Annotated in this window: 19 protein-coding genes; 6 read left to right on the plus strand and 13 right to left on the minus strand. The window is 59.4% G+C overall.

All coding sequences use genetic code 11. The features are described from left to right. Positions 1-63: 63 nt before the first annotated feature. From odhB to sdhC, 6 genes are all read right to left on the minus strand, one after another. The gene (odhB, locus tag J5M57_RS05875; protein WP_003223011.1) at positions 64-1287 is read right to left on the minus strand and encodes a 2-oxoglutarate dehydrogenase complex dihydrolipoyllysine-residue succinyltransferase; all 1224 of its coding nucleotides are present in this window, start codon (positions 1285-1287) and stop codon (positions 64-66) included. 42 nt (positions 1288-1329) lie between these two features. Beyond that, a complete protein-coding gene (locus J5M57_RS05880) occupies positions 1330-4161 on the minus strand; it encodes a 2-oxoglutarate dehydrogenase E1 component (RefSeq protein ID WP_064586630.1) in 2832 nt (943 codons plus the stop codon). Between the two features lie 259 nt (positions 4162-4420). Continuing rightward, entirely contained in the window at positions 4421-5125 is a 705-nt protein-coding gene (locus tag J5M57_RS05885) for a succinate dehydrogenase iron-sulfur subunit (RefSeq protein WP_003223007.1), read from the minus strand. Positions 5126-5136: 11 nt separating this feature from the next. Continuing rightward, complete coding sequence (gene sdhA, locus J5M57_RS05890; protein ID WP_003223001.1) at positions 5137-6909, minus strand: succinate dehydrogenase flavoprotein subunit; 1773 nt, start codon at positions 6907-6909, stop codon at positions 5137-5139. Between the two features lie 3 nt (positions 6910-6912). After that, positions 6913-7281: a succinate dehydrogenase, hydrophobic membrane anchor protein gene (gene sdhD, locus J5M57_RS05895; protein WP_003222999.1), complete on the minus strand. Its 369-nt coding sequence runs from the start codon at positions 7279-7281 to the stop codon at positions 6913-6915. Next, positions 7275-7649 carry a succinate dehydrogenase, cytochrome b556 subunit gene (gene sdhC, locus J5M57_RS05900; RefSeq protein ID WP_016773673.1) on the minus strand — a complete coding sequence of 125 codons (375 nt, stop codon included), beginning with the start codon at positions 7647-7649 and terminating at the stop codon, positions 7275-7277. Before sdhC ends, sdhD begins: the two co-directional genes overlap by 7 nt. Positions 7650-8012: 363 nt before the next feature. On the opposite strand from sdhC, the gene gltA reads away from it, so the two are divergent. Then, on the plus strand, positions 8013-9302 hold the full coding sequence (gltA, locus tag J5M57_RS05905; protein ID WP_003222994.1) for a citrate synthase: 1290 nt from the start codon (positions 8013-8015) through the stop codon (positions 9300-9302). A 1052-nt stretch (positions 9303-10354) separates the two neighbouring features. On the opposite strand, the gene J5M57_RS05910 is transcribed toward gltA, so the two are convergent. The 3 genes from J5M57_RS05910 to J5M57_RS05920 form a co-directional block, all read right to left on the minus strand. Continuing rightward, a complete protein-coding gene (locus J5M57_RS05910) occupies positions 10355-12013 on the minus strand; it encodes a cation acetate symporter (RefSeq protein WP_064586629.1) in 1659 nt (552 codons plus the stop codon). Next, positions 12010-12321 (minus strand): DUF485 domain-containing protein, encoded by a 312-nt coding sequence (locus J5M57_RS05915; RefSeq protein ID WP_027613950.1) that lies wholly within the window; start codon positions 12319-12321, stop codon positions 12010-12012. The genes J5M57_RS05910 and J5M57_RS05915 overlap by 4 nt, the downstream gene beginning before the upstream one ends. Positions 12322-12627: 306 nt before the next feature. Then, positions 12628-13479 carry a glycine betaine ABC transporter substrate-binding protein gene (locus J5M57_RS05920; protein WP_169840937.1) on the minus strand — a complete coding sequence of 284 codons (852 nt, stop codon included), beginning with the start codon at positions 13477-13479 and terminating at the stop codon, positions 12628-12630. 299 nt (positions 13480-13778) lie between these two features. Between J5M57_RS05920 and J5M57_RS05925 the strand changes: the two genes are divergently transcribed. After that, positions 13779-15374 (plus strand): beta (1-6) glucans synthase, encoded by a 1596-nt coding sequence (locus J5M57_RS05925; protein WP_207848193.1) that lies wholly within the window; start codon positions 13779-13781, stop codon positions 15372-15374. Between the two features lie 97 nt (positions 15375-15471). Here the strand turns inward: J5M57_RS05925 and J5M57_RS05930 are convergent, their stop codons facing one another. Continuing rightward, positions 15472-15840, minus strand: a complete 369-nt coding sequence (locus J5M57_RS05930) for a hypothetical protein (RefSeq protein ID WP_169840939.1) — start codon at positions 15838-15840, stop codon at positions 15472-15474. A 223-nt stretch (positions 15841-16063) separates the two neighbouring features. Here J5M57_RS05930 and J5M57_RS05935 point away from each other — a divergent pair, with 223 nt between their 5' ends. Continuing rightward, positions 16064-17362 carry a hypothetical protein gene (locus J5M57_RS05935; RefSeq protein WP_064586625.1) on the plus strand — a complete coding sequence of 433 codons (1299 nt, stop codon included), beginning with the start codon at positions 16064-16066 and terminating at the stop codon, positions 17360-17362. Next, entirely contained in the window at positions 17355-18143 is a 789-nt protein-coding gene (locus J5M57_RS05940; RefSeq protein ID WP_064586624.1) for a VacJ family lipoprotein, read from the plus strand. The genes J5M57_RS05935 and J5M57_RS05940 overlap by 8 nt, the downstream gene beginning before the upstream one ends. A gap of 175 nt (positions 18144-18318) precedes the next feature. Here the strand turns inward: J5M57_RS05940 and J5M57_RS05945 are convergent, their stop codons facing one another. Next, a complete protein-coding gene (locus J5M57_RS05945) occupies positions 18319-19233 on the minus strand; it encodes a DUF808 domain-containing protein (RefSeq protein ID WP_064586623.1) in 915 nt (304 codons plus the stop codon). Between the two features lie 134 nt (positions 19234-19367). On the opposite strand from J5M57_RS05945, the gene J5M57_RS05950 reads away from it, so the two are divergent. Beyond that, positions 19368-19973: a TetR/AcrR family transcriptional regulator gene (locus J5M57_RS05950; protein ID WP_007969638.1), complete on the plus strand. Its 606-nt coding sequence runs from the start codon at positions 19368-19370 to the stop codon at positions 19971-19973. A gap of 100 nt (positions 19974-20073) precedes the next feature. On the opposite strand, the gene J5M57_RS05955 is transcribed toward J5M57_RS05950, so the two are convergent. Then, the gene (locus tag J5M57_RS05955) at positions 20074-20532 is read right to left on the minus strand and encodes a transposase (protein ID WP_207848304.1); all 459 of its coding nucleotides are present in this window, start codon (positions 20530-20532) and stop codon (positions 20074-20076) included. Positions 20533-20743: 211 nt separating this feature from the next. Continuing rightward, the gene (locus tag J5M57_RS05960; protein WP_207848194.1) at positions 20744-21184 is read right to left on the minus strand and encodes a heme-binding protein; all 441 of its coding nucleotides are present in this window, start codon (positions 21182-21184) and stop codon (positions 20744-20746) included. A gap of 269 nt (positions 21185-21453) precedes the next feature. On the opposite strand from J5M57_RS05960, the gene gcl reads away from it, so the two are divergent. Further along, positions 21454-23229, plus strand: a complete 1776-nt coding sequence (gene gcl, locus J5M57_RS05965) for a glyoxylate carboligase (protein WP_064586620.1) — start codon at positions 21454-21456, stop codon at positions 23227-23229. Positions 23230-23371 lie beyond the last annotated feature (142 nt).

Genomic DNA, 23371 nt, shown 5'->3' on the forward strand with positions numbered 1-23371 from the left:
GCGCGCTGCAGGCCGTACCGCCGTTTCCGGCGGTACGCCACCTGCAGCGCATGGCTGCTTCTATCAGATATCCAGCAACAGACGCGCCGGATCTTCCAGCAGGTTCTTGATGGTCACCAGGAAAGTCACAGCTTCTTTGCCATCGATCAGACGGTGATCGTAGGACAGTGCCAGGTACATCATCGGACGGATCACGACCTGACCGTTGATGGCCATAGGACGCTGGATGATGTTGTGCATGCCCAGAATCGCTGCCTGCGGCGGGTTGACGATCGGGGTCGACATCATCGAACCGAAGGTACCACCGTTGGTGATGGTGAAGGTACCGCCGGTCATCTCTTCCATCGACAGTTTGCCGTCACGGGCTTTCTTGCCGAAAGTGGCGATGCCGCCTTCGATTTCAGCCAGGCTCATCAGCTCGGCGTTACGCAGAACCGGTACAACCAGGCCACGGTCGCTGGAAACGGCAACACCGATGTCGGCGTAGCCGTGGTAAACGATGTCCGCGCCGTCGATCGAAGCGTTGACTGCCGGGAAGCGCTTCAGTGCTTCGGTGGCGGCTTTCACGAAGAACGACATGAAGCCCAGGCGTACGCCGTTGTGGGACTTCTCGAACAGGTCCTTGTACTTCGAACGCAGTGCCATGACTTCGGTCATGTCGACTTCGTTGAAAGTGGTCAGCATGGCCATGTTCGACTGGGCTTCAACCAGACGCTCGGCAACCTTGGCACGCAGACGGGTCATCGGTACGCGCTTCTCAACGCGGTCGCCGGCAGCGAATACCGGAGCAGCAGCGGCTGGGGCAGCGGCTTTCGCAGGAGCAGCAGCCGGAGCGGCTTTCTTCGCGGCAACAGCAGCGACCACGTCTTCCTTGGTCACACGACCGCCTTTGCCGGTACCGGCAACGGAAGCGATGTTGATGCCGTTTTCTTCAGCCAGCTTGCGCGCAGCCGGAGCAGCAACAGGATCGTCTTCGCCTTCGGCAGCAGCCGGGGCAGCGGCAGCAGCGGCCGGAGCAGCAGCGGCGGCTGGAGCAGCGGCAGCAGCGCCGCCCGCTTCGATGGAGCCCAGGACTTCGTCGGACAGAACGGTGTCGCCTTCGTTCTTGACGATTGCGCCCAGCACGCCGTCGGCGGTCGCCAGCACTTCCAGTACGACTTTGTCGGTTTCGATGTCGACGATCAGGTCGTCACGCTTGACGGCGTCGCCCGGTTTTTTGTGCCAGGTGGCAACGGTGCCATCGGCAACCGATTCCGGGAAAGTGGGGGCTTTGATCTCGATAGCCATTATCTGTGGTTCCTTAAATTCGGTTTCAGGTGCGCGAAGGCATTAAACGGTAAACGCGTCTTGCAGCAGTTTTTCCTGCTGCTCGGCGTGCATCGATGCGTAACCACAAGCTGGGGCAGCAGAAGCCTCACGGCCCGCGTACTCGAGTACGAGAGACTTGTCGAGGTTACCGATGCTGCGACGCAGGTGGTGCTGGCTGCAGTACCAGGCGCCCTGGTTCATCGGCTCTTCCTGACACCAAACGGCATGCTTGACGTTGGTGTAAGGCGCCAGGACTTCTTTCAAGTCGTCCTCAGGGAATGGATACAGCTGCTCGATACGCACGATGGCGATATCGTCACGGCCTTCGGCACGACGTTTTTCCAGCAGGTCGTAGTAGACCTTGCCGCTACACAGAACTACGCGCTCGACCTTTTTCGGGTCCAGGGCATCGATTTCCGGGATCACGGTCTGGAACGAACCTTCAGCCAGATCTTCCAGAGTCGAGACGGCCAGCTTGTGGCGCAGCAGCGACTTAGGCGTCAGCACTACCAGAGGTTTGCGCAGCGGGCGAATCACCTGACGACGCAGCAAGTGGTAGATCTGGGCCGGGGTGGTCGGCATGCACACCTGAATGTTGTGCTCGGCGCACAGCTGCAGGTAACGCTCAAGACGTGCCGAGCTGTGCTCAGGGCCCTGACCTTCGTAGCCGTGTGGCAACAGCATGGTCAGACCGCAGAGACGGCCCCACTTGTGCTCACCGCTGGTGATGAACTGGTCGATAACAACCTGTGCACCGTTGGCGAAGTCGCCGAACTGGGCTTCCCAGATCACCAGCGCGTTTGGCGTGGTGGTCGAGTAACCGTATTCGAAGGCCAGTACCGCTTCTTCCGACAGGAACGAGTCGTACAGGTCAAAGCGTGGCTGACCGTCGTACAGGTTCTGCAGCGGAATGTAGGTGCCCGCGTCTTTCTGGTTGTGCAAGACAGCGTGACGGTGCGAGAACGTACCGCGGCCGATGTCCTGACCGGTCATGCGGATCGGGTGACCTTCGAACGCCAGGGTCGCGTACGCCATGGTTTCGGCGTAACCCCAGTTGATCGGCAGGCCGCCGGCTTGCATCTTCTGACGGTCTTCGTAGATCTTCGCGACCTGACGCTGAACCACGAAGCCTTCCGGAATTTCCAGCAGCTTGGCGGACAGTTCTTGCAGGGTCTTCAGATCGAAGCGCGTGTCGTGACGCGCAGTCCAGGCGTGGCCCAGATACGGACGCCAGTCCACGAACAGCTCTTTGTTCGGCTCTTTGACCAGCGATTTCACTACGTGCAGACCGTTGTCCAGCGCGTTGCGGTACTCGTCGACCTTGGCCTGAACACGCTCAGCGTCCAGTACACCGGCCTGAGTCAGACGATCAGCGTACAGCTCACGGGTAGTGCGCTGCTTGGTGATCTGCTGGTACATCAGAGGCTGGGTGCCGCTTGGCTCGTCGGCCTCGTTGTGGCCGCGACGACGGTAGCAGACCAGGTCGATCACCACGTCACGCTTGAACTGCATGCGGTAGTCGATGGCCAGCTGGGTCACGAACAGCACGGCTTCCGGATCATCACCATTCACATGGAGGATCGGCGCCTGGATCATCTTCGCAACGTCGGTGGCGTACTCGGTCGAACGCGAGTCCAGCGGGTTGCTGATGGTGAAACCAACCTGGTTGTTGATCACGATGTGCACGGTACCGCCGGTCTTGAAACCGCGGGTCTGCGACATCTGGAAGGTTTCCATGACCACGCCCTGACCGGCGAATGCCGCGTCACCGTGGATGGAGATCGGCAGAACCTTTTCACCCGTCGGGTCGTTACGACGATCCTGACGAGCGCGAACCGAACCTTCTACCACCGGGGAAACGATTTCCAGGTGGGACGGGTTGAACGCCATGGCCAGGTGAACTTCACCGCCGGCGGTCATCACGTTGGACGAGAAGCCCTGGTGGTATTTAACGTCACCGGAACCCAGTTCGACCTTCTTCTTGCCTTCGAACTCGTCGAACAGCTCGCGCGGGTTCTTGCCGAAGGTGTTGACCAGCACGTTCAGACGACCACGGTGGGCCATGCCGATGACGACTTCCTTGGTGCCGTAGGAACCGGAACGCTGGATCAGCTCGTCGAGCATCGGGATCAGGCTTTCGCCGCCTTCCAGACCGAAACGCTTGGTGCCCGGGTATTTGGTGCCCAGGTATTTTTCCAGGCCTTCACCGGCAGTCACGCGCTCAAGCAGGTGGCTCTTGATGTCGGCGGAGTACGTCGGACGACCACGCACGCTTTCCAGACGCTGCTGGAACCACTGGCGCTGCTCGGAATCGGTGATGTGCGTAAATTCAGCGCCGATGGTGCGGCAATATGTCTGCTGCAACGCTTCGTGAATTTCGCGTAGGCTCGCTTCCTCTTTGCCGATGAACAGGTCGCCGGCACGGAAGGTCGTATCAAGATCGGCATTGGTCAAGCCGTAATGATTGATCGACAGGTCTGCAGGTGCAGGACGCTGCCACAGCCCCAGCGGGTCAAGCTGGGCTGCCTGGTGGCCACGCATACGGTAGGCCTGGATCAATCGCAGCACTTCAACTTGCTTCTTCTCGTGCTCACTGCTCACGCTGCCGGCGGAAACCGGTTGGGCGCGGCGCTGGTTCTTTGCCAGCAGCACGAAATGATCGCGAATTGTGGAGTGCGAAACATCAGTGGCAGAGCTGCCGTCGGCTGGCAGCTTCTGAAAGTAGGTGCGCCACTCTTCTGGCACAGCGTTAGGGTCGTGCAGGTAGAGCTCATAAAGCTCTTCCACATAGGCAGCGTTTCCACCTGAAAGGTAGGCGCTGTTCCACATGCGCTGCATCACGCTTTCTTGCATGCTTGGTCACCCTCGGTTAGGGGAACACCATCGGCGTCAATACCGAGCAAACTTGCAGAAGTCCGAATGCAGCGACCAAAACAAGCCACTTAGGATCACGCTGATAGTCCGGGTACCAGCCCGGATGCCCCTGCTTGTCTCATTTCTTCAAAATAAGAGCTGCAGCTTGTGGCTACTGCTCTGGTTATAGCCATGACGCGGGTTGAAGCCCGCGCCACAGCCTCTTCGGTACAGCGGTTCTACGGTTACAGCAGCTGAATCACACGCCGCTCGAGAGCAACATGTTACGGATGTGACCGATGGCCTTAGTCGGGTTCAGGCCTTTCGGACATACGTTGACGCAGTTCATGATGCCCCGGCAGCGGAAGACGCTGAACGGGTCATCGAGCGAAGCCAGACGCTCGGACGTCTTGGTGTCACGGCTGTCTGCCAGGAAGCGGTAAGCTTGCAGCAGTGCGGCCGGGCCCAGGAACTTGTCCGGATTCCACCAGAAGGACGGGCACGAGGTCGAGCAGCAGGCGCACAGGATGCACTCGTACAGACCGTCGAGCTTTTCACGCTCTTCAGGGGACTGCAGACGCTCGATGGCCGGAGCCGGCGTGTCGTTCTGCAGGTAAGGCTTAACCTTCTCGTATTGCTTGTAGAAGATGCTCATATCGACAACCAGGTCACGGATAACCGGCAAACCTGGCAGCGGACGAACGATCAACTTGTTGCCTTTTACGACGGCGGACAGCGGCGTGATGCACGCCAGACCGTTTTTGCCGTTGATGTTCATGCCGTCGGAGCCGCAGACACCTTCACGGCAAGAGCGACGATAGGAGAAACCCTCGTCCTGCTCTTTGATCAGGGCCAGCACGTCCAGCACCATCAGGTCTTTACCACCGGTATCGACCTGGAATTCCTGCATGAACGGCGCAGCGTCCTGATCAGGGTTGTAGCGATAAACACTGACTTGCAACATGGCGGTCACCCTTAATAAGTCCGGACTTTAGGTTCGAAAGTCGGAACAGTCTTCGGCGAGAAGTTTACGGCACGCTTGGCGACGCGTTTCTCACCCGGGAAGTACAGGGTGTGGCACAGCCAGTTTTCGTCGTCACGGTCTTCGAAGTCTTCACGGGCGTGAGCGCCGCGGGACTCTTTACGTACTTCGGCCGCGATGGCGGTAGCTTCAGCCACTTCCAGCAGGTTTTGCAGTTCCAGAGCTTCGATACGCGCGGTGTTGAACGCTTGCGACTTATCGTTGATCTTCACGTTGGCGATGCGCTTGCGCAGATCGGCCAGCTGAGCGATACCCTTCTGCATGTATTCGCCAGTACGGAATACACCGAAGTAGTTCTGCATGCAGCTTTGCAGCTCGCGACGCAGGGTAGCCACGTCTTCACCATCGGTGCGGCCGTTCAGCGCGTTCAGACGCGACAGGGCAGCTTCGATGTCGGATTCAGTAGCGTCGTCGTATTCGATACCGTCGGTCAGCGCCTTTTCAAGGTGCAGGCCGGCAGCGCGGCCGAATACCACCAGGTCGAGCAGCGAGTTGCCGCCCAGACGGTTGGCACCGTGCACCGATACGCAAGCCACCTCGCCTACCGCGAACAGACCTGGAATGATCTGGTCCACGCCTTCGGCGTTCTGGGTGATCGCCTGACCATGAATGTTGGTGGCAACGCCGCCCATCATGTAGTGGCAGGTCGGAACAACCGGAACCGGCGCAACCACCGGGTCAACGTGAGCGAACGTCTTCGACAGCTCGCAAATGCCTGGCAGACGGCTGTGCAGCACTTCCTCGCCCAGGTGGTCGAGTTTGAGCATCACGTGGTCGCCATTCGGACCGCAACCGTTGCCGGCGATGATTTCTTTAACCATCGAACGGGCAACCACGTCACGACCGGCCAGGTCTTTCGCGTTCGGAGCATAACGCTCCATGAAACGCTCGCCGTGCTTGTTGATCAGGTAACCACCTTCACCACGGCAACCTTCGGTCACCAGTACACCGGCGCCGGCGATGCCGGTCGGGTGGAACTGCCACATTTCGATGTCTTGTACCGGTACGCCGGCACGCAGAGCCATACCAACGCCGTCACCGGTGTTGATCAGGGCGTTGGTGGTGGAGGCGTAGATACGGCCAGCACCGCCAGTCGCCAGCACAGTCGCTTTGGCGCGGATGTACGAGGTTTCGCCGGTTTCGATGCAGATCGCGATCACACCGACGAATTCGCCTTCCTGGTTCTTCACCAGGTCGACAGCGTAGTACTCGTTCAGGAACGTGGTGCCGGCTTTCAGGTTGCCCTGATAAAGCGTGTGCAGCAGCGCGTGACCGGTACGGTCGGACGCTGCGCAGGTACGGGCAGCCTGGCCGCCTTTACCGTAGTCCTTGGACTGACCACCGAACGGACGCTGGTAGATACGACCCTGTTCGGTACGCGAGAACGGCAGACCCATGTGGTCCAGCTCGAAAACGGCAGCCGGGCCTTCCTGACACATGTATTCGATAGCGTCCTGGTCACCGATATAGTCGGAACCCTTGACGGTATCGTACATGTGCCAGCGCCAGTCATCGTTCGGGTCGGCGGACGCGATTGCGCAGGTGATGCCGCCCTGGGCGGATACAGTGTGCGAACGGGTCGGGAAGACCTTGGTGATCACCGCAGTCTTGTGACCGCCCTGTGCCAGCTGCAGCGCAGCGCGCATGCCGGCACCGCCACCACCAATGATGATGGCGTCGAAAGAAATCGTTGGAATGTTAGCCATGACTCAGATACCCCAGAGAATCTGCACACCCCAGACGAAGTAAGCGAACATCGCAACGCCGCATACTGCCTGGAAAAGGAAACGTATAGCCGTCGCGGACTTGCCGAACGCCATTGGCGTCAGGTAGTCAGTCGCGATGGTCCACATGCCGACCCAGGCGTGAGCGCCGAGGGCAACAAGGGCCAGGAGGCTGAAAATACGCATCCCGTTGTGGGCGAACAGTTCATGCCACTGGGCATACTCGAGGCCTGGGTGGGCCACGACGTATCCGATCAGAAAGATGAAGTAAGCCGCGAGAACGACCGCCGACACACGTTGCGCCATCCAGTCATAGAGGCCCGAACGCGAGAGGTTCGTGACGTTAGTTACCATATCCAAACTCCTGCCAGAACGATTACCACCACGGAAACGGCGATAACGATTTTCGAGCCCAGCTTGCCGCCTTCCAGCGTCTCACCGATGCCCATGTCCATGATCAAATGGCGCACACCGGCAACCAGGTGATACAGCAGAGCGGACAGGATGCCCCAAATCACTAGCTTGGCTAGCGGACTGGTCAGACACGCTTTCACCTGACCGAAGCCTTCCTCGGAGCTCAGCGACTTGTCCAATGCGTAAAGCATGATGGCAAGGCACACAAAGAGGATGACACCGGAGATTCGGTGAAGAATGGACGTGTAAGCAGTGACTGGGAGTTTGATGGTCCTTAGGTCTAGGTTTACAGGTCGTTGGCTTTTCACGGCTTTTTTTTCACACTGAAGAGCCCCTAACAATCAGGGCAAAGTTGTTGGGGAGTGCACTGGTCAGGTAACCACCACCCAGGGATGCGACCCCCAATGAAAGCAAGCCCAAAAGCCCTTGGCGGTCGGTGGCCGAGTATAGACAGTTAGGCTACTAATGACAACGCAATCACCTACCCCCAATAGCTGATTGCACAAGTCGCATAAAAGGCGTAAATGGCAGTCAATTTCGAGGAAAAAGTGCGCTTAAAGCCTTCTGGAGCAAGACTTTAGGCAAATTGACATTCGAATTTATCTCACTATAGTGGTGCGGGCCCTGCGTGGGGGGTCTGTCTGATGGTTCAAGCATAAATAGGAGGCCACATGGCTGACAAAAAAGCGCAGTTGATCATCGAGGGCGCAGCCCCCGTCGAGCTGCCCATTTTAACCGGCACCGTTGGTCCCGATGTAATTGATGTTCGGGGCCTGACGGCCACGGGCCGCTTCACTTTCGACCCGGGTTTCATGTCGACCGCCTCGTGCGAATCGAAAATCACCTATATCGACGGCGACAACGGCATTCTGTTGCACCGCGGCTACCCGATCGAACAGCTGGCTGAAAAGTCGGACTACCTGGAAACCTGCTACCTGCTGCTCAACGGCGAACTGCCGACCGCAGAACAGAAGGCCCAGTTCGTCAGCACCGTGAAAAACCACACCATGGTTCACGAGCAGCTGAAAACCTTCTTCAACGGCTTCCGTCGCGACGCCCACCCAATGGCCGTCATGTGCGGCGTAGTCGGCGCCCTCTCAGCCTTCTACCACGACTCCCTGGACATCAATAACCCGCAGCATCGCGAAATTTCCGCGATTCGTCTGGTTGCCAAGATGCCGACCCTGGCAGCGATGGTTTACAAGTACTCCATGGGTCAACCCATGATGTACCCGCGCAACGATCTGACGTACGCGGAAAACTTCCTGCACATGATGTTCAACACCCCGTGCGAGATCAAACCGATCAGCCCGGTGCTCGCCAAGGCCATGGACCGGATCTTCATCCTCCATGCCGACCACGAGCAGAACGCGTCGACTTCCACCGTGCGCCTGGCCGGCTCTTCGGGTGCCAACCCGTTCGCCTGTATCGCCGCCGGCATCGCCGCACTGTGGGGCCCTGCCCACGGCGGTGCGAACGAAGCCGTATTGACCATGCTCGACGAGATTGGCGATGTGTCCAACATCGACAAGTTCATCGCCAAGGCCAAGGACAAGAACGATCCGTTCAAGCTGATGGGCTTCGGTCACCGCGTTTACAAGAACCGCGACCCTCGCGCGACTGTCATGAAGCAGACTTGCGACGAAGTACTGAAAGAACTGGGCATCAACAACGATCCGCAACTCGAACTGGCCATGCGCCTGGAAGAGATCGCTCTGACCGACCCGTACTTCATCGAACGCTCGCTGTACCCGAACGTCGACTTCTACTCGGGGATCATCCTCAAGGCGATCGGCATTCCAACCAGCATGTTCACCGTGATCTTCGCCCTGGCACGTACTGTTGGCTGGATCTCCCACTGGAAAGAGATGCTCTCCAGCCCGTACAAGATCGGCCGTCCGCGCCAGCTGTACACCGGCTACGAGTCGCGTGATATCACCAAGTTGGAAGACCGCAAATAAGACCTGTCTTGCGATAACGTCTTGAAGTTGTACCGGGAACGGCCTCTATTTATGTAGGGGCCGTTTTTGTTTGTTTGGTCTCAGCGGCCTGCGGGCCGACTGTGACTGTGGTTAGGGGGCATATCCGTTTCTGCGGTAACGGCCTCCTATGGTTCCGCCCTTACGGCGGGTCACTTTTGACAAACGCCTCAAAAGTAACCAAAAAGTCTTGCCCCGGCGTACGGCACTTCGCTGAGGCTCAGTGTTCCCTCGCTACGGTGTCCATCAGGGGGCATCGCCTACGGTTTGCTTCGCTGCACCTCCTCTCGATGTGTTCGACTTCGTCGAACGGCGCTGCGCGCCTACCCCCCGGATGAACACCTTCGCTCGGCCTGCCGAAAGGGGCAAAAGATCAAAAGCCAAAGCAAGATCAAGAGCCAGATCAAGAACCCCTCACCCTAGCCCTCTCCCGGAGAGAGAGGGGACTGACCGCGTGAACTGGGAGAGATGCGCCGACTTGGGATACCGAGTCGGACGCTAATTCCGAACTGCCCCTCACCCCAGCCCTCTCCCTCCGGGAGAGGGCTGGGGTGAGGGGCAGTAACAACACAAATCCAAAGCCAGGCACGCTGTTGCTCCTCACCACTCAACAGGATGAGCGTTAGCTCGGCTGCAGCTCTTGATCTGTAAGGCGACGTCGGAAGGCTGAGCGGAGGGATTGATCCGGGGGTGGGAGCGCAGCGACCGTTTGGCGCAGCCAAACACAGCGAGAGGAGGTGCAGCGAAGCAAACCGTAGACGCTGCGCCCGGATCGATCCCGGAGCGAAGGGACCCCGAGCCCCAGCGAGCGGGCCGTACGTGGGAGCAAGCGTTTTTTTGCTTACTTTTTTGAGGCGTTTGTCAAAAAAGTGAGTCGCCGTAAGGGCGAAACCCTAAGCCGCCGTTACCGCAGCAATGGATATGTACACAATTCCAGCCCGATAACCGCCCACAAAAAAATACCCCGATCTCTCAACCGGGGCATTCAGCACAACATTTACAAAACCATCAAGATTTACAAAACCATCAAGCGATCAGTGCGAAACCGCCCCACTCGCCCCCAACCCCGTCTGCGAACGCACAAACTGCGGGAAGAACAGCGCCCGCTCGTTCTCGGCAGCCGCTGACTTGTCGGTGATCGAGAAGAACCAGATGCCAATGAACGCAATGACCATCGAAAACAGCGCCGGGTACTCGTAAGGGAAGATCGCCTTCTCGTGATGCAGAATCTGCACCCAGATGGTCGGACCAAGGATCATCAGCCCCACCGCACTCACCAGCCCCAGCCAGCCGCCGATCATCGCACCACGGGTGGTCAGCTTCTTCCAGTACATCGAAAGCAGCAGCACCGGGAAGTTGCAGCTTGCCGCGATGGAGAACGCCAAGCCGACCATGAACGCGATGTTCTGGCTTTCGAACAGGATGCCCAGGCCGATGGCCAGCACGCCCAGTGCGATGGTGGTGATCTTCGATACGCGAATTTCATCCTTGTCGTTGGCCTTGCCCTTCTTGATCACGCTGGCATACAGGTCGTGCGACACCGCGGACGCACCGGCCAGGGTCAGACCCGCCACAACCGCCAGAATGGTCGCGAACGCCACCGCCGAGATGAAGCCGAGGAAGATACTGCCACCCACCGCGTCAGCCAGGTGCACCGCCGCCATGTTGTTGCCGCCGAGCAGAGCGCCCGCTGCATCTTTAAAGGCCGGGTTGGTGCTGACCAGCAGGATCGCGCCGAAGCCGATGATGAAGGTCAGGATGTAGAAGTAGCCAATGAAACCCGTGGCGTACAACACGCTCTTGCGTGCTTCCTTGGCGTCACTCACGGTGAAGAAGCGCATCAGGATGTGCGGCAGGCCGGCGGTACCGAACATCAGCGCCAACCCCAGGGAGAACGCCGAAATCGGATCTTTCACCAGACCGCCCGGGCTCATGATCGCCTCACCTTTAGGGTGAACCTTGATCGCTTCGGAGAACAGCATGTTGAAGTCGAAGTTGACGTGTTTCATCACCATCAGCGCCATGAACGAGGCACCGGACAGCAACAGCACAGCCTTGATGATCTGCACCCAGGTGGTCGCCAGCATGCCGCCGAACAGCACATACATGCACATCAGGATACCGACCAGAATCACCGCGACGTAGTAGTCGAGGCCGAACAGCAGCTGGATCAGCTTGCCGGCACCGACCATTTGCGCGATCAGGTAGAACGCCACCACCACCAGCGAACCACAGGCAGACAGGGTGCGGATCTGGGTTTGCCCGAGGCGGTAGGACGCCACGTCGGCAAAGGTGTATTTGCCCAGGTTACGCAGGCGCTCGGCGATCAGGAACAGAATGATCGGCCAGCCCACCAGGAAGCCGATCGAATAGATCAGGCCATCGTAGCCGGAGGTGAACACCAGCGCGGAAATCCCCAGGAAGGACGCCGCCGACATGTAGTCACCGGCAATCGCCAGACCGTTCTGGAAACCGGTGATCTTGCCGCCCGCCGCATAGTAGTCGGCGGCCGATTTGTTGCGCTTGGACGCCCAGTAGGTAATGCACAGGGTGGCCCCGACGAATACCACGAACATGGCGATCGCGGAGACGTTGAGTGGTTGTTTGTGGACTTCGCCCGTCAAGGCGTCAGCGGCCCAGACGGCCGGGGCGAACGCTGCGATGCTCAAAAGAGCCAGTAGACGCCGGATCATTGCTGAGCCTCCTTGAGAATCGCATTGTTCAGGTCGTCAAACTCGCCGTTGGCGCGCCGTACGTAGATCGCGGTCAGGATGAAGGCCGAGACAATCAGGCCGACACCGATCGGAATGCCCCAGGTGATCGAAGACCCGGGACTGAGCTTCGCCCCGAGCACTTGCGGCCCGTACGCGATCAGCAAGATGAATCCGGAGTACAGCCCGAGCATGATCGCCGAGAGTATCCAGGCGAACTTTTCTCTTTTTCTCACCAGCTCCTTGAAGCGCGGGCTGTTTTGAATCGAGAGGTAAATGCTGTCGTTCATTGTTTTTATCCTCGCAGCACAGATTATTGTTGGAACGTATCCACTGTATGCGGCTGCGGAACGGCTTCCAGACGACCTTAGTATTAGAACGACATGACATTTTCGCCAATTTTCGGACTGTAATTAGCCGAAATATTTGGAAAGAGGCGTCGAGACAGCCGCAAACCCTGAAAGTAGGGGCTGGCCAGAAACGAATGTAGGAGTGAGCCTGCTCGCGATGGCGTCATATCAGTCGACATCTCAGTCACTGAAAGACCGCAATCGCGAGCAGGCTCACTCCTACAAGGTGTACTGCATCAGGTGTGGTTATTTGGTCCAGTCAGCCACGCGATCCGGGTGCTTGGCGACCCAATCCTTGGCCGCTGCTTCAGGCTTGGCGCCGTCTTGAATCGCCAGCATGACTTCGCCGATCTCGTCTTTCGACGCCCACTGGAAGTTTTTCAGGAACTTGGCCACTTCCGGAGCCTTGGCATCCAGCCCTTTGCTGCCGATGCTGTTCACGGTTTCAGCCGCGCCGTACACGCCTTTCGGGTCGTCGAGGAAGCGCAGTTTCCACTTGGCGAACATCCAGTGCGGCACCCAACCGGTGACGGCAATCGATTCGTTCTTCTTCTCGGCGCGGGTCAGCTCGGCAATCATGCCGGCGCCGGAACTGGCCTTGAGCGTGTATTTGTCGAGGCCGTAATCCTTGATCGCCTGATCGGTCTTGAGCATCACGCCTGAACCGGCGTCGATGCCGACGATGCGGTTTTTGAAGGTGTCGTCGGTTTTCAGGTCTTCGATCGATTTCGCTTTGACGTACTCCGGCACGATCAGGCCGATTTTCGCGTCCTTGAAGTTCGGGCCGTAATCGACGACCAGATCCTTGTTCTTCGCCCAGTATTCGCCATGGGTGACCGGCAGCCAGGCCGAGAGCATCGCGTCGAGTTTGCCGGTGGCCACGCCCTGCCACATGATCCCGGTAGCGACGGCTTGCAGCTTCACGTCGTAGCCGAGTTTCTGCTTGATCACTTCGGCCGCCACATGGGTGGTCGCGACGCTGTCGGACCAGCCGTCAACGTAACCGATGTTCAGGGTCTGTTTTTCAGCGCTGGCGAATGTGGAGCTCATCGCAAGCACCAGAGCGGCACCTGCGCCTAAAAGTCGTCGCATCTTCATCGTTACTTCCCCGAAATGCTGCGCCCGACGGATGCCGGGCATCGTCAACGTATTGTTATGGTGCACAGCGCCCCCATCACGCCTGACCGCAAACTCGTCCGAACATCAGTCGTCTTTTCTATAAGGGTACTGACGCTTTCGATCATCGGCCTGACGCCAAACGTGACCTGCTCTGGCAGCGACCTCAAGACAACGAGAAACGACATCAGAAAGCCATTAATCGCGGTTGAATAAATGACGCCAGATAATCCGCCCGAACTTTGCATGGCAAATCATGCCGGCCACCAACCCGCGGATAAATGCAGGTAACATGCGTCGCTTTGCAGCCACTCGGCCTGACCATGTCCGCGACGTCCCGCTTCCCGTTTGTTCCTTATCTCTTCGCTTGCCTGCTCGGCCTGTTTGCCCTTGGCGGTTTCTGGTACGGCCTCGGCAAACCGGTGATCCTGCCGGACGCCGCGACCCCGACGCACAAGTTGCAATGCGCCTCCTACACGCCGTTCGACAAGGATCAGTCGCCGTTCGACGTGCCGTTCAAACTGCGCCCGGAGCGCATGGACGCCGACCTCGCCCTGCTGGCGACGCGCTTCGAATGCATCCGCACCTATTCGATGACCGGCCTCGAAGCCCTGCCGGAACTGGCGCGCAAGCACGGCTTGAAATTGATGATCGGCGCCTGGGTCAACAGCAACCCGGTCGACACCGAGAAGGAAGTCGACCTGCTGATCGCCTCGGCCAACGCCAACCCGGACGTGGTCAGCGCAGTGATCGTCGGCAACGAAGCCTTGCTGCGCAAGGAAGTCACCGGCGCGCAACTGGCGAAGCTGATCAACAAGGTCAAAAGCCAGGTCAGGCAACCCGTCACCTATGCCGATGTCTGGGAGTTCTGGCTCAAGCATCCGGAAGTCGCGCCGGCGGTGGATTTCCTGACCATTCACCTGCTGCCGTACTGGGAAGACGATCCGTCGAACATCGACGTTGCCCTGCAACACGTAGCAGATGTGCGTCAGGTGTTCGGCAACAAGTTCGCGCCCAAGGACGTGATGATCGGCGAAACCGGCTGGCCCAGCGAAGGGCGCCAGCGTGAGACCGCGCTGCCGAGCCGGGTCAATGAGGCCAAGTTTATTCGCGGTTTTGTCGCGATGGCCGAGAAGGAAGGCTGGCATTACAACCTGATCGAAGCGTTTGACCAGCCATGGAAACGTGGCAGCGAAGGCGCAGTCGGTGGCTACTGGGGCCTGTTCGACGCGGATCGCCAGGACAAGGGCGTGCTCGCCGGGCCGGTGACCAACGTGCCGTACTGGAAGCAATGGCTGGGCGTCGGCGGATTGATTTTCCTCGGCACGCTGCTGCTCGGCGGGCGGGTGCGCAGCACTCAATCGGCATTGATCCTGCCGCTGCTGGGCGCGGTCGCCGCTTGCTCGATCGGCGCCTGGGGCGATCTGGCGCGGGTGACCACGCGGTTTGCCAGCGAATGGCTGTGGGTCGGTTTGCTGACGGTATTGAATCTCTGGGTGCTGGCGCACGCGGCGCTGACCTTGAGCGCCCGCCAGGGTTGGCGTGAACGCGCCTTCAACTGGCTGGAGCGTCGCGCCGGCTGGCTGGTCGCTGTCGCCGGGTTTGCGGCGGCGGTGATGATGCTGGAGATGGTGTTCGATGCGCGTTATCGCAGCTTCGCCAGCATGGCGTTCATTCTGCCGGCGCTGGTTTACGTGTGCCGTCCGATCAGCGTGCCGCGCCGGGAAATCGCCCTGCTGACCTTCATCATCGGTGCCGGCATTGCGCCGCAGCTGTTCGAGGAAGGGCTGCAGAACCAGCAGGCCTGGGGCTGGGCACTGGTCAGCGGATTGATGGTGGCGGCGTTGTGGCGTTGCCTGCGGGTTCGCAGTCGCTGATTAAACAGCAAGATCAAAAGATCGCAGCCTTCGGCAGCTCCTACATTGGGTTCGGTGTAAGCCTGTTGGAGCTGCCGAAGGCTGCGATCTTTATCTATCAGGCGCTGCGGGACGCCCGGACGAGGCGCAACCCGGCGATCACCACCGCAAACACCGCCAGGGTGGTGTTGTACAACGCCAATGCCGGCAGCCCGAACACCAGCGCCAGCACCGCCAGCCACCACCCTGCCCGGCCGGGCAAGACAAACCCGAGCAGCGCCGCACCCAGCGCAGTCCAGCCCAATACCTTGAAGTGAATCATCAGCCCCAGGTTCGAACGCAGCGAGCATTCCCAGCGGCTCGCCTCATCGACGCAGATGCCGACCCACTGCCCATCCTCCATGAAGCCATAACGCGCGCCATAACTGGCGGCCAGCCACAGCGGCAACAGCACGAGCAACAGGATCACGGGCAAGCGGCGGGACATGAATCTCTCCAATCAACGAAATCGGCGGCCAGCTTAATCTGCCCGCACGCATTGGCAAGCACTAACAACTGTTAACTGGTCATGTGAGGCGTGCAAAGTGTATCGTCCAGCTACTATTACTCCGAATTCTGCCTGTTTGGTGCCGCGGCATGGCACTTTGGCGCGCGGCCGGTGGTCATAGCCTGCGAACTTCATTCGGCACCTTCCTTTAAGGGATCCAGTCATGCTCCGTTCCTTGCGCTTCGCCGCGCTGTTCAGCGGCCTTATTTTGAGTGCGTCCGCACTGGCGGTGGATATCGATGCCGCCAGTTATGGCTATCCCCTGACCAACCCGTTCGAGGCGACTATCGCCACGACGCCGCCGGACCTGCGCCCGGAGTTGCCGTCCAACGACGACATCAACCAGTCCGACCACAGCATCACGTTGCGCCCGGAACGGGCCTTCATTCTCCCGGACAATTTCTGGGCGGTGAAGAAACTCACTTACCGCATCGCCGAGCAGGACAAACCGGCGCCGCTGATCTTCCTGATCGCCGGCACCGGCGCCCGCTTTGACAGCACGCTCAACGAATACCTGAAGAAGCTCTACTACAAGGCCGGCTACCACGTCGTGCAGTTGTCGTCGCCGACCAGTTTCGACTTCATCAGCGCCGCTTCGCGCTTCGCCACACCCGGTATCACCAAGGAAGATGCCGAAGACATGTATCGGGTGATGCAGGCCGTGCGCGCGCAACATCCGAAATTGCCGGTCACCGAGTACTACCTCAGCGGCTATAGCCTCGGTGCCCTGGATGCCGCATTCGTTGCGCACCTGGACGAAACCCGACGCAGCTTCAACTTCAAGAAAGTCCTGCTGCTCAACCCGCCGGTCAACCTCTATACCTCGATCACCAACCTCGACAAGCTGGTGCAGACCGAAGTGAAGGGCATCAACAACAGCACCACCTTCTATGAACTGGTGCTGAGCAAGCTGACCCGCTACTTCCAGCAGAAAGGCTACATCGACCTCAATGACGCGCTGCTCTACGACTTCCAGCAGTCCAAGCAGCACCTGACCAACGAGCAGATGGCGATGCTGATCGGCACCTCGTTCCGCTTTTCGGCGGCCGACATTGCCTTTACCTCGGACCTGATCAACCGTCGTGGCCTGATCACCCCGCCGAAATTCCCGATCACCGAAGGCACCAGCCTCACGCCGTTCCTCAAGCGTGCGCTGCAATGCGACTTCGATTGCTACCTGACCGAACAGGTGATCCCGATGTGGCGCGCCCGTACCGACGGCGGCAGCCTGCTGCAACTGATCGATCAGGTCAGCCTGTACGCGCTCAAGGATTACCTGCATGACAGCCCGAAAATCGCCGTCATGCACAACGCCGACGACGTGATCCTGGGCCCTGGCGACCTGGGCTTCCTGCGCAAGACCTTCGGTGATCGCCTCACCGTTTATCCACTGGGCGGCCATTGCGGCAACCTTAACTACCGCGTCAACAGCGACGCCATGCTGGAGTTCTTCCGTGGCTAAATATCTCCTGCTGATTGCAGCGCTTCTCAGTGCAGGCGTGGCCCAGGCCGACAACAGCAAAGCCAACGCGCCGGTGGTGGTCGACAGCGACGGCTTCAAGGAGCCGCTGTCCAAACTCAAGTTCAACCCGGGGCTGGACCAGCGTGAGTTCGAGCGTTCGACACTCAACGCGCTCAACGTCTATGACCCGCTGGAGTCGTGGAACCGCCGCGTCTACCACTTCAACTACCGCTTCGACCAATGGGTGTTCCTGCCGGTGGTCGACGGTTATCGCTACGTGACGCCAAGCTTCCTGCGCACCGGGGTCAGCAACTTCTTCAACAACCTCGGCGACGTGCCGAATCTGGTCAACAGCCTGCTGCAGTTCAAGGGCAAGCGCTCGATGGAAACCACCGCGCGCCTGCTGCTCAACACCACCATCGGCATTGCCGGCCTGTGGGACCCGGCGACCGCCATGGGCCTGCCGCGCCAGAGCGAAGACTTCGGCCAGACCCTGGGCTTCTACGGCGTACCGGGCGGCGCCTACTTTGTGCTGCCGATCCTCGGCCCGTCGAACATCCGCGACACCGCCGGCCTGGCCGTGGACTACACCGCCGAATCGGCGATCAACTACCTGAACGTGTCGGAAGTCAGCTCCAACCACCCGGAAATCTGGGCCCTGCGCGCCGTCGACAAGCGCTACCAGACCAACTTCCGCTACGGCCAGATGAACTCGCCGTTCGAGTACGAGAAAGTGCGCTACGTCTACACCGAGGCGCGCAAGCTGCAGATTGCCGAGTAACACCGGCGGCAACCAAAAAGGGCCATTCGATGCGAGTCGAATGGCCCTTTTTCATGGCACAACCAAATTCAAACTGTAGGAGTGAGCCTGCTCGCGATAGCGGTGTATCAGACACATAAAAGGTGACTGACACAGCCTCATCGCGAGCAGGCTCACTCCTACAGAGAAACCGTGCTCAGCCCTTGATCGCGCGCCAGATTTTGCCGACCAGCGAAACCACGGCCAGCACTGCCGCGCCGGCGATGATCCCCGCGACGCCGTTGAGCAACACAGGCACCGCAAACCCGGCGCCGCCCGCCGCTGCGCCAACGCCTTCAATCCAGTGATGCACCAGCGGAATGCCGTGGGTCAGGATGCCGCCGCCGACGAGGAACATCGCCGCCGTACCGATCACCGACAGGCCTTTCATCATGTACGGCGCGGCGCGCAGGATCGCGTTACCGATGCTTTTCGCCGCCGAGGCGGATTTCTGCGTCAGCCACAGGCCCAGGTCGTCGAGTTTGACGATGCCGGCCACCAGGCCATAGACGCCGACAGTCATGACAATCGCGATGCCGGACATCACGATCACTTGCTGGGTCAACGAGGCGTCGGCCACGGTGCCGAGGGTGATGGCAATAATTTCCGCCGAAAGGATGAAGTCGGTGCGGATCGCCCCTTTGATCTTGTCCTTCTCGTAGGCCACCAGATCGGTGCTCGGTTCGGCCACCGCCGCGCTCAGTTGCGCGTGGTCGGCGTCATCCTCGGCCTTGCTGTGCAGAAACTTGTGCGCGAGCTTCTCGAAACCTTCGAAGCACAGGTACGCACCGCCGACCATCAGCAGCGGCGTCACCAGCCACGGCACGAACGCACTGATCGCCAGCGCCGACGGCACCAGAATCAGCTTGTTGAGGAACGAGCCCTTGGCGACCGCCCAGACCACGGGAATTTCCCGCTCGGCGCGCACCCCGGAGACCTGCTGGGCATTGAGCGCCAGATCGTCGCCGAGCACCCCGGCGGTCTTCTTCGCGGCCATTTTGCTCATCAACGCCACATCATCCAGAACCGTAGCGATGTCGTCGATCAGCACCAGCAAACTGCTTCCTGCCATGAATCTTGTTTCCTTATGTGAATAATGCCGCGCAGCATACCGCGACTGCAGGCCACACGGGGCATTCTTGAGCCACGCGCGAGGCCGGTGCTACCATGCGCAACCGCCAGAACAGGCAAGGAACCACCGGGTTTATGAGCACAATCCGCGAGCGCAACAAAGAACTGATCCTGCGTGCTGCCAGTGAGGAGTTTGCCGACAAGGGCTTCGCTGCGACCAAAACCAGCGACATCGCCGCCAAGGCAGGATTGCCCAAGCCCAACGTCTACTACTACTTCAAGTCCAAGGAAAACCTCTACCGCGAGGTCCTGGAAAGCATCATCGTGCCGATCCTGCAGGCTTCGACCCCGTTCAACCCGGACGGCGTGCCGAGCGAAGTGCTCAGCGGCTACATCCGCTCCAAGATCCGCATCTCCCGCGACCTGCCCTTCGCCTCCAAGGTGTTCGCCAGCGAAATCATGCACGGCGCCCCGCACCTGAGCGCCGACCTGGTCGAGCAGCTCAACAGCCAGGCCAAGCACAACATCGACTGCATCCAGAGCTGGATCGACCGCGGCCAGATCGCCCCGATCGACCCTAACCACCTGATGTTCAGCATTTGGGCCGCGACCCAGACCTACGCCGACTTCGACTGGCAGATTTCTGCGGTGACCGGCAAGGACAAGCTGGACGAAGCGGATTACGAGGCGGCGGCGCAGACGATTATTCGGTTGGTGTTGAAAGGGTGTGAGCCGGACTGAGACCTAGTCGCAGCCATCGCGAGCAGGCTCACTCCTACAGGGAAACGCATTCCAAATGTAGGAGTAAGCCTGCTCGCGATCGAGGCGACACGGTTTCGGCTCAAACCCAAATCGCATCCCACAGCGGATAGTCGCCAAGCTTTTCAACCAGACCAGCCCGCAACGGGTTGGCGACGACATACCTTGCCATCTTCACTAAATCCTCCTCCCGCCGCAGTGCCCGGTCATGAAATCCTCTTTGCCAGAGGCAAACATTTCTGCCGGTAGCCTGATTCACCGCTTTGGTACTCAGCGACTTGGTCTTCTGCATCAGTTCGCTCAACGATCCTCTCTGCAATTCAATTAACCAATGAAAATGATCCGGCATCACCACCCACGCCAGTGAGTTCGCCAAGCCGAGATCTTGTGCCCGCCGAAATTGATGAACCACTAATCGGCCCAAAGCGAAATCGGTAAAGATCGGTTTGCGATCAAGTGTGTTGGTCGTCAGTAGGGAGATTCGATTGGGCTCGGCATAGCGACCGGCTCGTAATCGGTGTGCAGCGGGTAGATCCGGCATTCCTTTGCCTCCCATGATCAGCTCATGAGAAGACTAGTTCTGCGTGCTCAAGTTGATGGGACAGACTGTTGGCTGGATGTTTCTGGGAGAGAGCTATCGCGAGCAGGCTCACTCCTACAGGGGGTTGTGGTGTTCAGACATTTTGTGTCCAACCAAGATCCCTTGTAGGAGTGAGCCTGCTCGCGATAACGGTTGATCAATCAACACAGATTCAAGCCGCCACCCCCGCATCCGCTTTCAACTCCAGCGCCTCCACCGCTTTGATTGCTACCTGTTCATCAATATCCGACAGATCGCCGCTGATGCCGATCGCGCCCAGCACGTTCCCCGCCTGATCACGAATCAACACACCACCCGGTGCCGGCACGACGCTGCCCTGGCCCATGCTGTTCAGCGCAGCAATAAACGCCGGGCGTTGCTGGGCGTCCAGTGCCAGCAGGCGTGAGCCCTTGCCCAGCGCGATGGCGCCCCAGGCTTTGCCGATGGCGATCTGCGGGCGCAGCAGGCTTGCGCCGTCTTCGCGTTGCAGGGTGATCAGGTGGCCGCCGGTATCGAGTACCGCGATGGTCAGCGGCGCGGCGTTGATGCCGCGCCCGACGCTGATGGCTTCGTTGACCAGGTTGACTGCGACTTTCAAGGTTAAAGCGCTCATGGTGCCGTCCTCATTTTGTTATTGGGAAAGTCGTGGAGCTGCGCGGTTGTGCCGCAGCTCGATGCCACAAATAGAACACAATGAACTATTTTTTTGTATACAATAATTCTCGAAAAGCGCCACATGCGACGAAAAGCCACAGCAGAACTTGGCTTCCGACGAATGAAACAGGCGCTTGAGAAAATGGATTGACCTGCGCCGTCCGCCGTGAATACACTCTGCGCAAAGCCACTTGTATACAATTACAAAACGTAAAGAGGCACAAAACCATGAGCAAAATGAGAGCAATCGAAGCCGCCGTTCTGGTGATGCGCCGTGAAGGGGTTGATACCGCTTTTGGCATTCCGGGTGCTGCGATCAACCCGCTGTACTCCGCACTGAAAAAAGTCGGTGGCATCGATCACGTCCTCGCTCGCCACGTTGAAGGCGCGTCGCACATGGCCGAGGGTTACACCCGGACCAAGGCCGGCAACATCGGCGTGTGCATCGGTACATCCGGCCCGGCCGGTACCGACATGGTCACCGGGCTCTACAGCGCCTCGGCCGACTCGATTCCCATCCTCTGCATTACCGGCCAGGCACCCCGCGCCCGTATGCACAAGGAAGACTTCCAGGCGGTCGACATCACCAGCATCGTCAAGCCCGTCACCAAGTGGGCGACCACGGTTCTGGAGCCGGGCCAGGTGCCTTACGCGTTCCAGAAAGCCTTCTATGAAATGCGCTCCGGCCGTCCTGGCCCGGTGCTGATCGATCTGCCGTTCGACGTGCAGATGGCTGAAATCGAATTCGACATCGACGCTTACCAGCCTTTGCCGCTGGCCAAGCCGACCGCGACCCGCGTTCAGGTCGAGAAGGCTTTGGCCCTGCTCGATCAGGCTGAGCGTCCATTGCTGGTGGCCGGTGGCGGCATCATCAACGCCGACGCCAGCGACCTGCTGGTCGAGTTCGCCGAACTGACCGGCATCCCGGTTATCCCGACCCTGATGGGCTGGGGCACCATCCCGGACGATCACCCGTTGATGGTCGGCATGGTCGGTCTGCAGACGTCGCACCGTTACGGCAACGCGACGATGCTCAAATCCGACGTGGTGCTGGGTATCGGTAACCGTTGGGCCAACCGTCACACCGGCTCGGTCGACGTGTACACCGAAGGTCGCAAGTTCATTCACGTCGACATCGAAGGCACGCAGATCGGCCGCGTGTTCACCCCGGATCTGGGCATCGTGTCCGACGCCGCTGCCGCGCTGACCGTGTTCATTGAAGTGGCGCGTGAGTGGCAAGCCGCCGGCAAGCTGAAAAACCGCAGTGCCTGGTTGCAGGACTGCCAGCAGCGCAAAGCCAGCCTGCAGCGCAAGACCCACTTCGACAACGTGCCGGTCAAGCCGCAGCGCGTGTATGAAGAGATGAACCAAGTATTCGGCAAAGACACCTGCTACGTCAGCACCATTGGTCTGTCGCAGATTGCCGGCGCGCAGTTCCTGCACGTCTACAAGCCGCGTCACTGGATCAACTGCGGTCAGGCCGGCCCTCTGGGCTGGACCATTCCGGCAGCGCTGGGCGTGGTCAAGGCCGATCCGAACCGTAAAGTCGTGGCCCTGTCGGGGGACTATGACTTCCAGTTCATGATCGAGGAGCTGGCGGTCGGCGCTCAGTTCAAACTGCCTTACATCCACGTCGTGGTGAACAACTCGTACTTGGGGCTGATCCGTCAGGCCCAGCGCGGGTTCGAAATGGACTACTGCGTGCAGCTGTCCTTCGATAACCTGAACGCGCCGGAACTCAACGGTTACGGTGTCGACCATGTCGCGGTTGCCGAAGGCCTGGGCTGCAAGGCGCTGCGTGTGTTCGAACCGGCTGACATCGCCCCTGCCCTGCGCAAGGCCGAACAGATGATCGAAGAGTTCAAGGTGCCGGTGATCGTCGAGATCATTCTGGAGCGTGTGACCAACATCTCCATGGGGACCGAGATCAACGCCGTCAACGAATTCGAAGACCTGGCGCTGGTCGGCAACGATGCGCCAACGGCGATTTCGCTGCTTGATTGATCGTTTTTAGCCCCCTCTCCCATGGGGAGAGGGCTGGGGTGAGGGAAAGGTTTTGCGATGCTCGCACAATCGGGATCAGACTCAGGATCCCCCTCACCCTAACCCTCTCCCCCAGGAGAGGGGACTGATCGCGTTCAGTCTG

The sequence above is a fragment of the Pseudomonas sp. 86_A genome, assembly GCF_017491705.1.
In the GTDB taxonomy this organism is placed as follows: domain Bacteria; phylum Pseudomonadota; class Gammaproteobacteria; order Pseudomonadales; family Pseudomonadaceae; genus Aquipseudomonas; species Aquipseudomonas koreensis.

Excerpts from the sequence above, each read along its gene's own strand:
- odhB (WP_003223011.1), bottom strand. The coding sequence starts at position 1,287 with ATGGCTATCGAGATCAAAGCCCCCACTTTCCCGGAATCGGTTGCCGAT.
- gcl (WP_064586620.1), top strand. The coding sequence starts at position 21,454 with ATGAGCAAAATGAGAGCAATCGAAGCCGCCGTTCTGGTGATGCGCCGT.
- J5M57_RS05880 (WP_064586630.1), bottom strand. The coding sequence starts at position 4,161 with ATGCAAGAAAGCGTGATGCAGCGCATGTGGAACAGCGCCTACCTTTCA.
- J5M57_RS05945 (WP_064586623.1), bottom strand. The coding sequence starts at position 19,233 with ATGGCAGGAAGCAGTTTGCTGGTGCTGATCGACGACATCGCTACGGTT.
- J5M57_RS05960 (WP_207848194.1), bottom strand. The coding sequence starts at position 21,184 with ATGAGCGCTTTAACCTTGAAAGTCGCAGTCAACCTGGTCAACGAAGCC.
- J5M57_RS05915 (WP_027613950.1), bottom strand. The coding sequence starts at position 12,321 with ATGAACGACAGCATTTACCTCTCGATTCAAAACAGCCCGCGCTTCAAG.
- J5M57_RS05955 (WP_207848304.1), bottom strand. The coding sequence starts at position 20,532 with ATGCCGGATCTACCCGCTGCACACCGATTACGAGCCGGTCGCTATGCC.
- gltA (WP_003222994.1), top strand. The coding sequence starts at position 8,013 with ATGGCTGACAAAAAAGCGCAGTTGATCATCGAGGGCGCAGCCCCCGTC.
- J5M57_RS05925 (WP_207848193.1), top strand. The coding sequence starts at position 13,779 with ATGCAGGTAACATGCGTCGCTTTGCAGCCACTCGGCCTGACCATGTCC.
- sdhA (WP_003223001.1), bottom strand. The coding sequence starts at position 6,909 with ATGGCTAACATTCCAACGATTTCTTTCGACGCCATCATCATTGGTGGT.
- J5M57_RS05930 (WP_169840939.1), bottom strand. The coding sequence starts at position 15,840 with ATGTCCCGCCGCTTGCCCGTGATCCTGTTGCTCGTGCTGTTGCCGCTG.
- J5M57_RS05950 (WP_007969638.1), top strand. The coding sequence starts at position 19,368 with ATGAGCACAATCCGCGAGCGCAACAAAGAACTGATCCTGCGTGCTGCC.
- sdhD (WP_003222999.1), bottom strand. The coding sequence starts at position 7,281 with ATGGTAACTAACGTCACGAACCTCTCGCGTTCGGGCCTCTATGACTGG.
- J5M57_RS05910 (WP_064586629.1), bottom strand. The coding sequence starts at position 12,013 with ATGATCCGGCGTCTACTGGCTCTTTTGAGCATCGCAGCGTTCGCCCCG.
- J5M57_RS05935 (WP_064586625.1), top strand. The coding sequence starts at position 16,064 with ATGCTCCGTTCCTTGCGCTTCGCCGCGCTGTTCAGCGGCCTTATTTTG.
- J5M57_RS05920 (WP_169840937.1), bottom strand. The coding sequence starts at position 13,479 with ATGAAGATGCGACGACTTTTAGGCGCAGGTGCCGCTCTGGTGCTTGCG.
- J5M57_RS05885 (WP_003223007.1), bottom strand. The coding sequence starts at position 5,125 with ATGTTGCAAGTCAGTGTTTATCGCTACAACCCTGATCAGGACGCTGCG.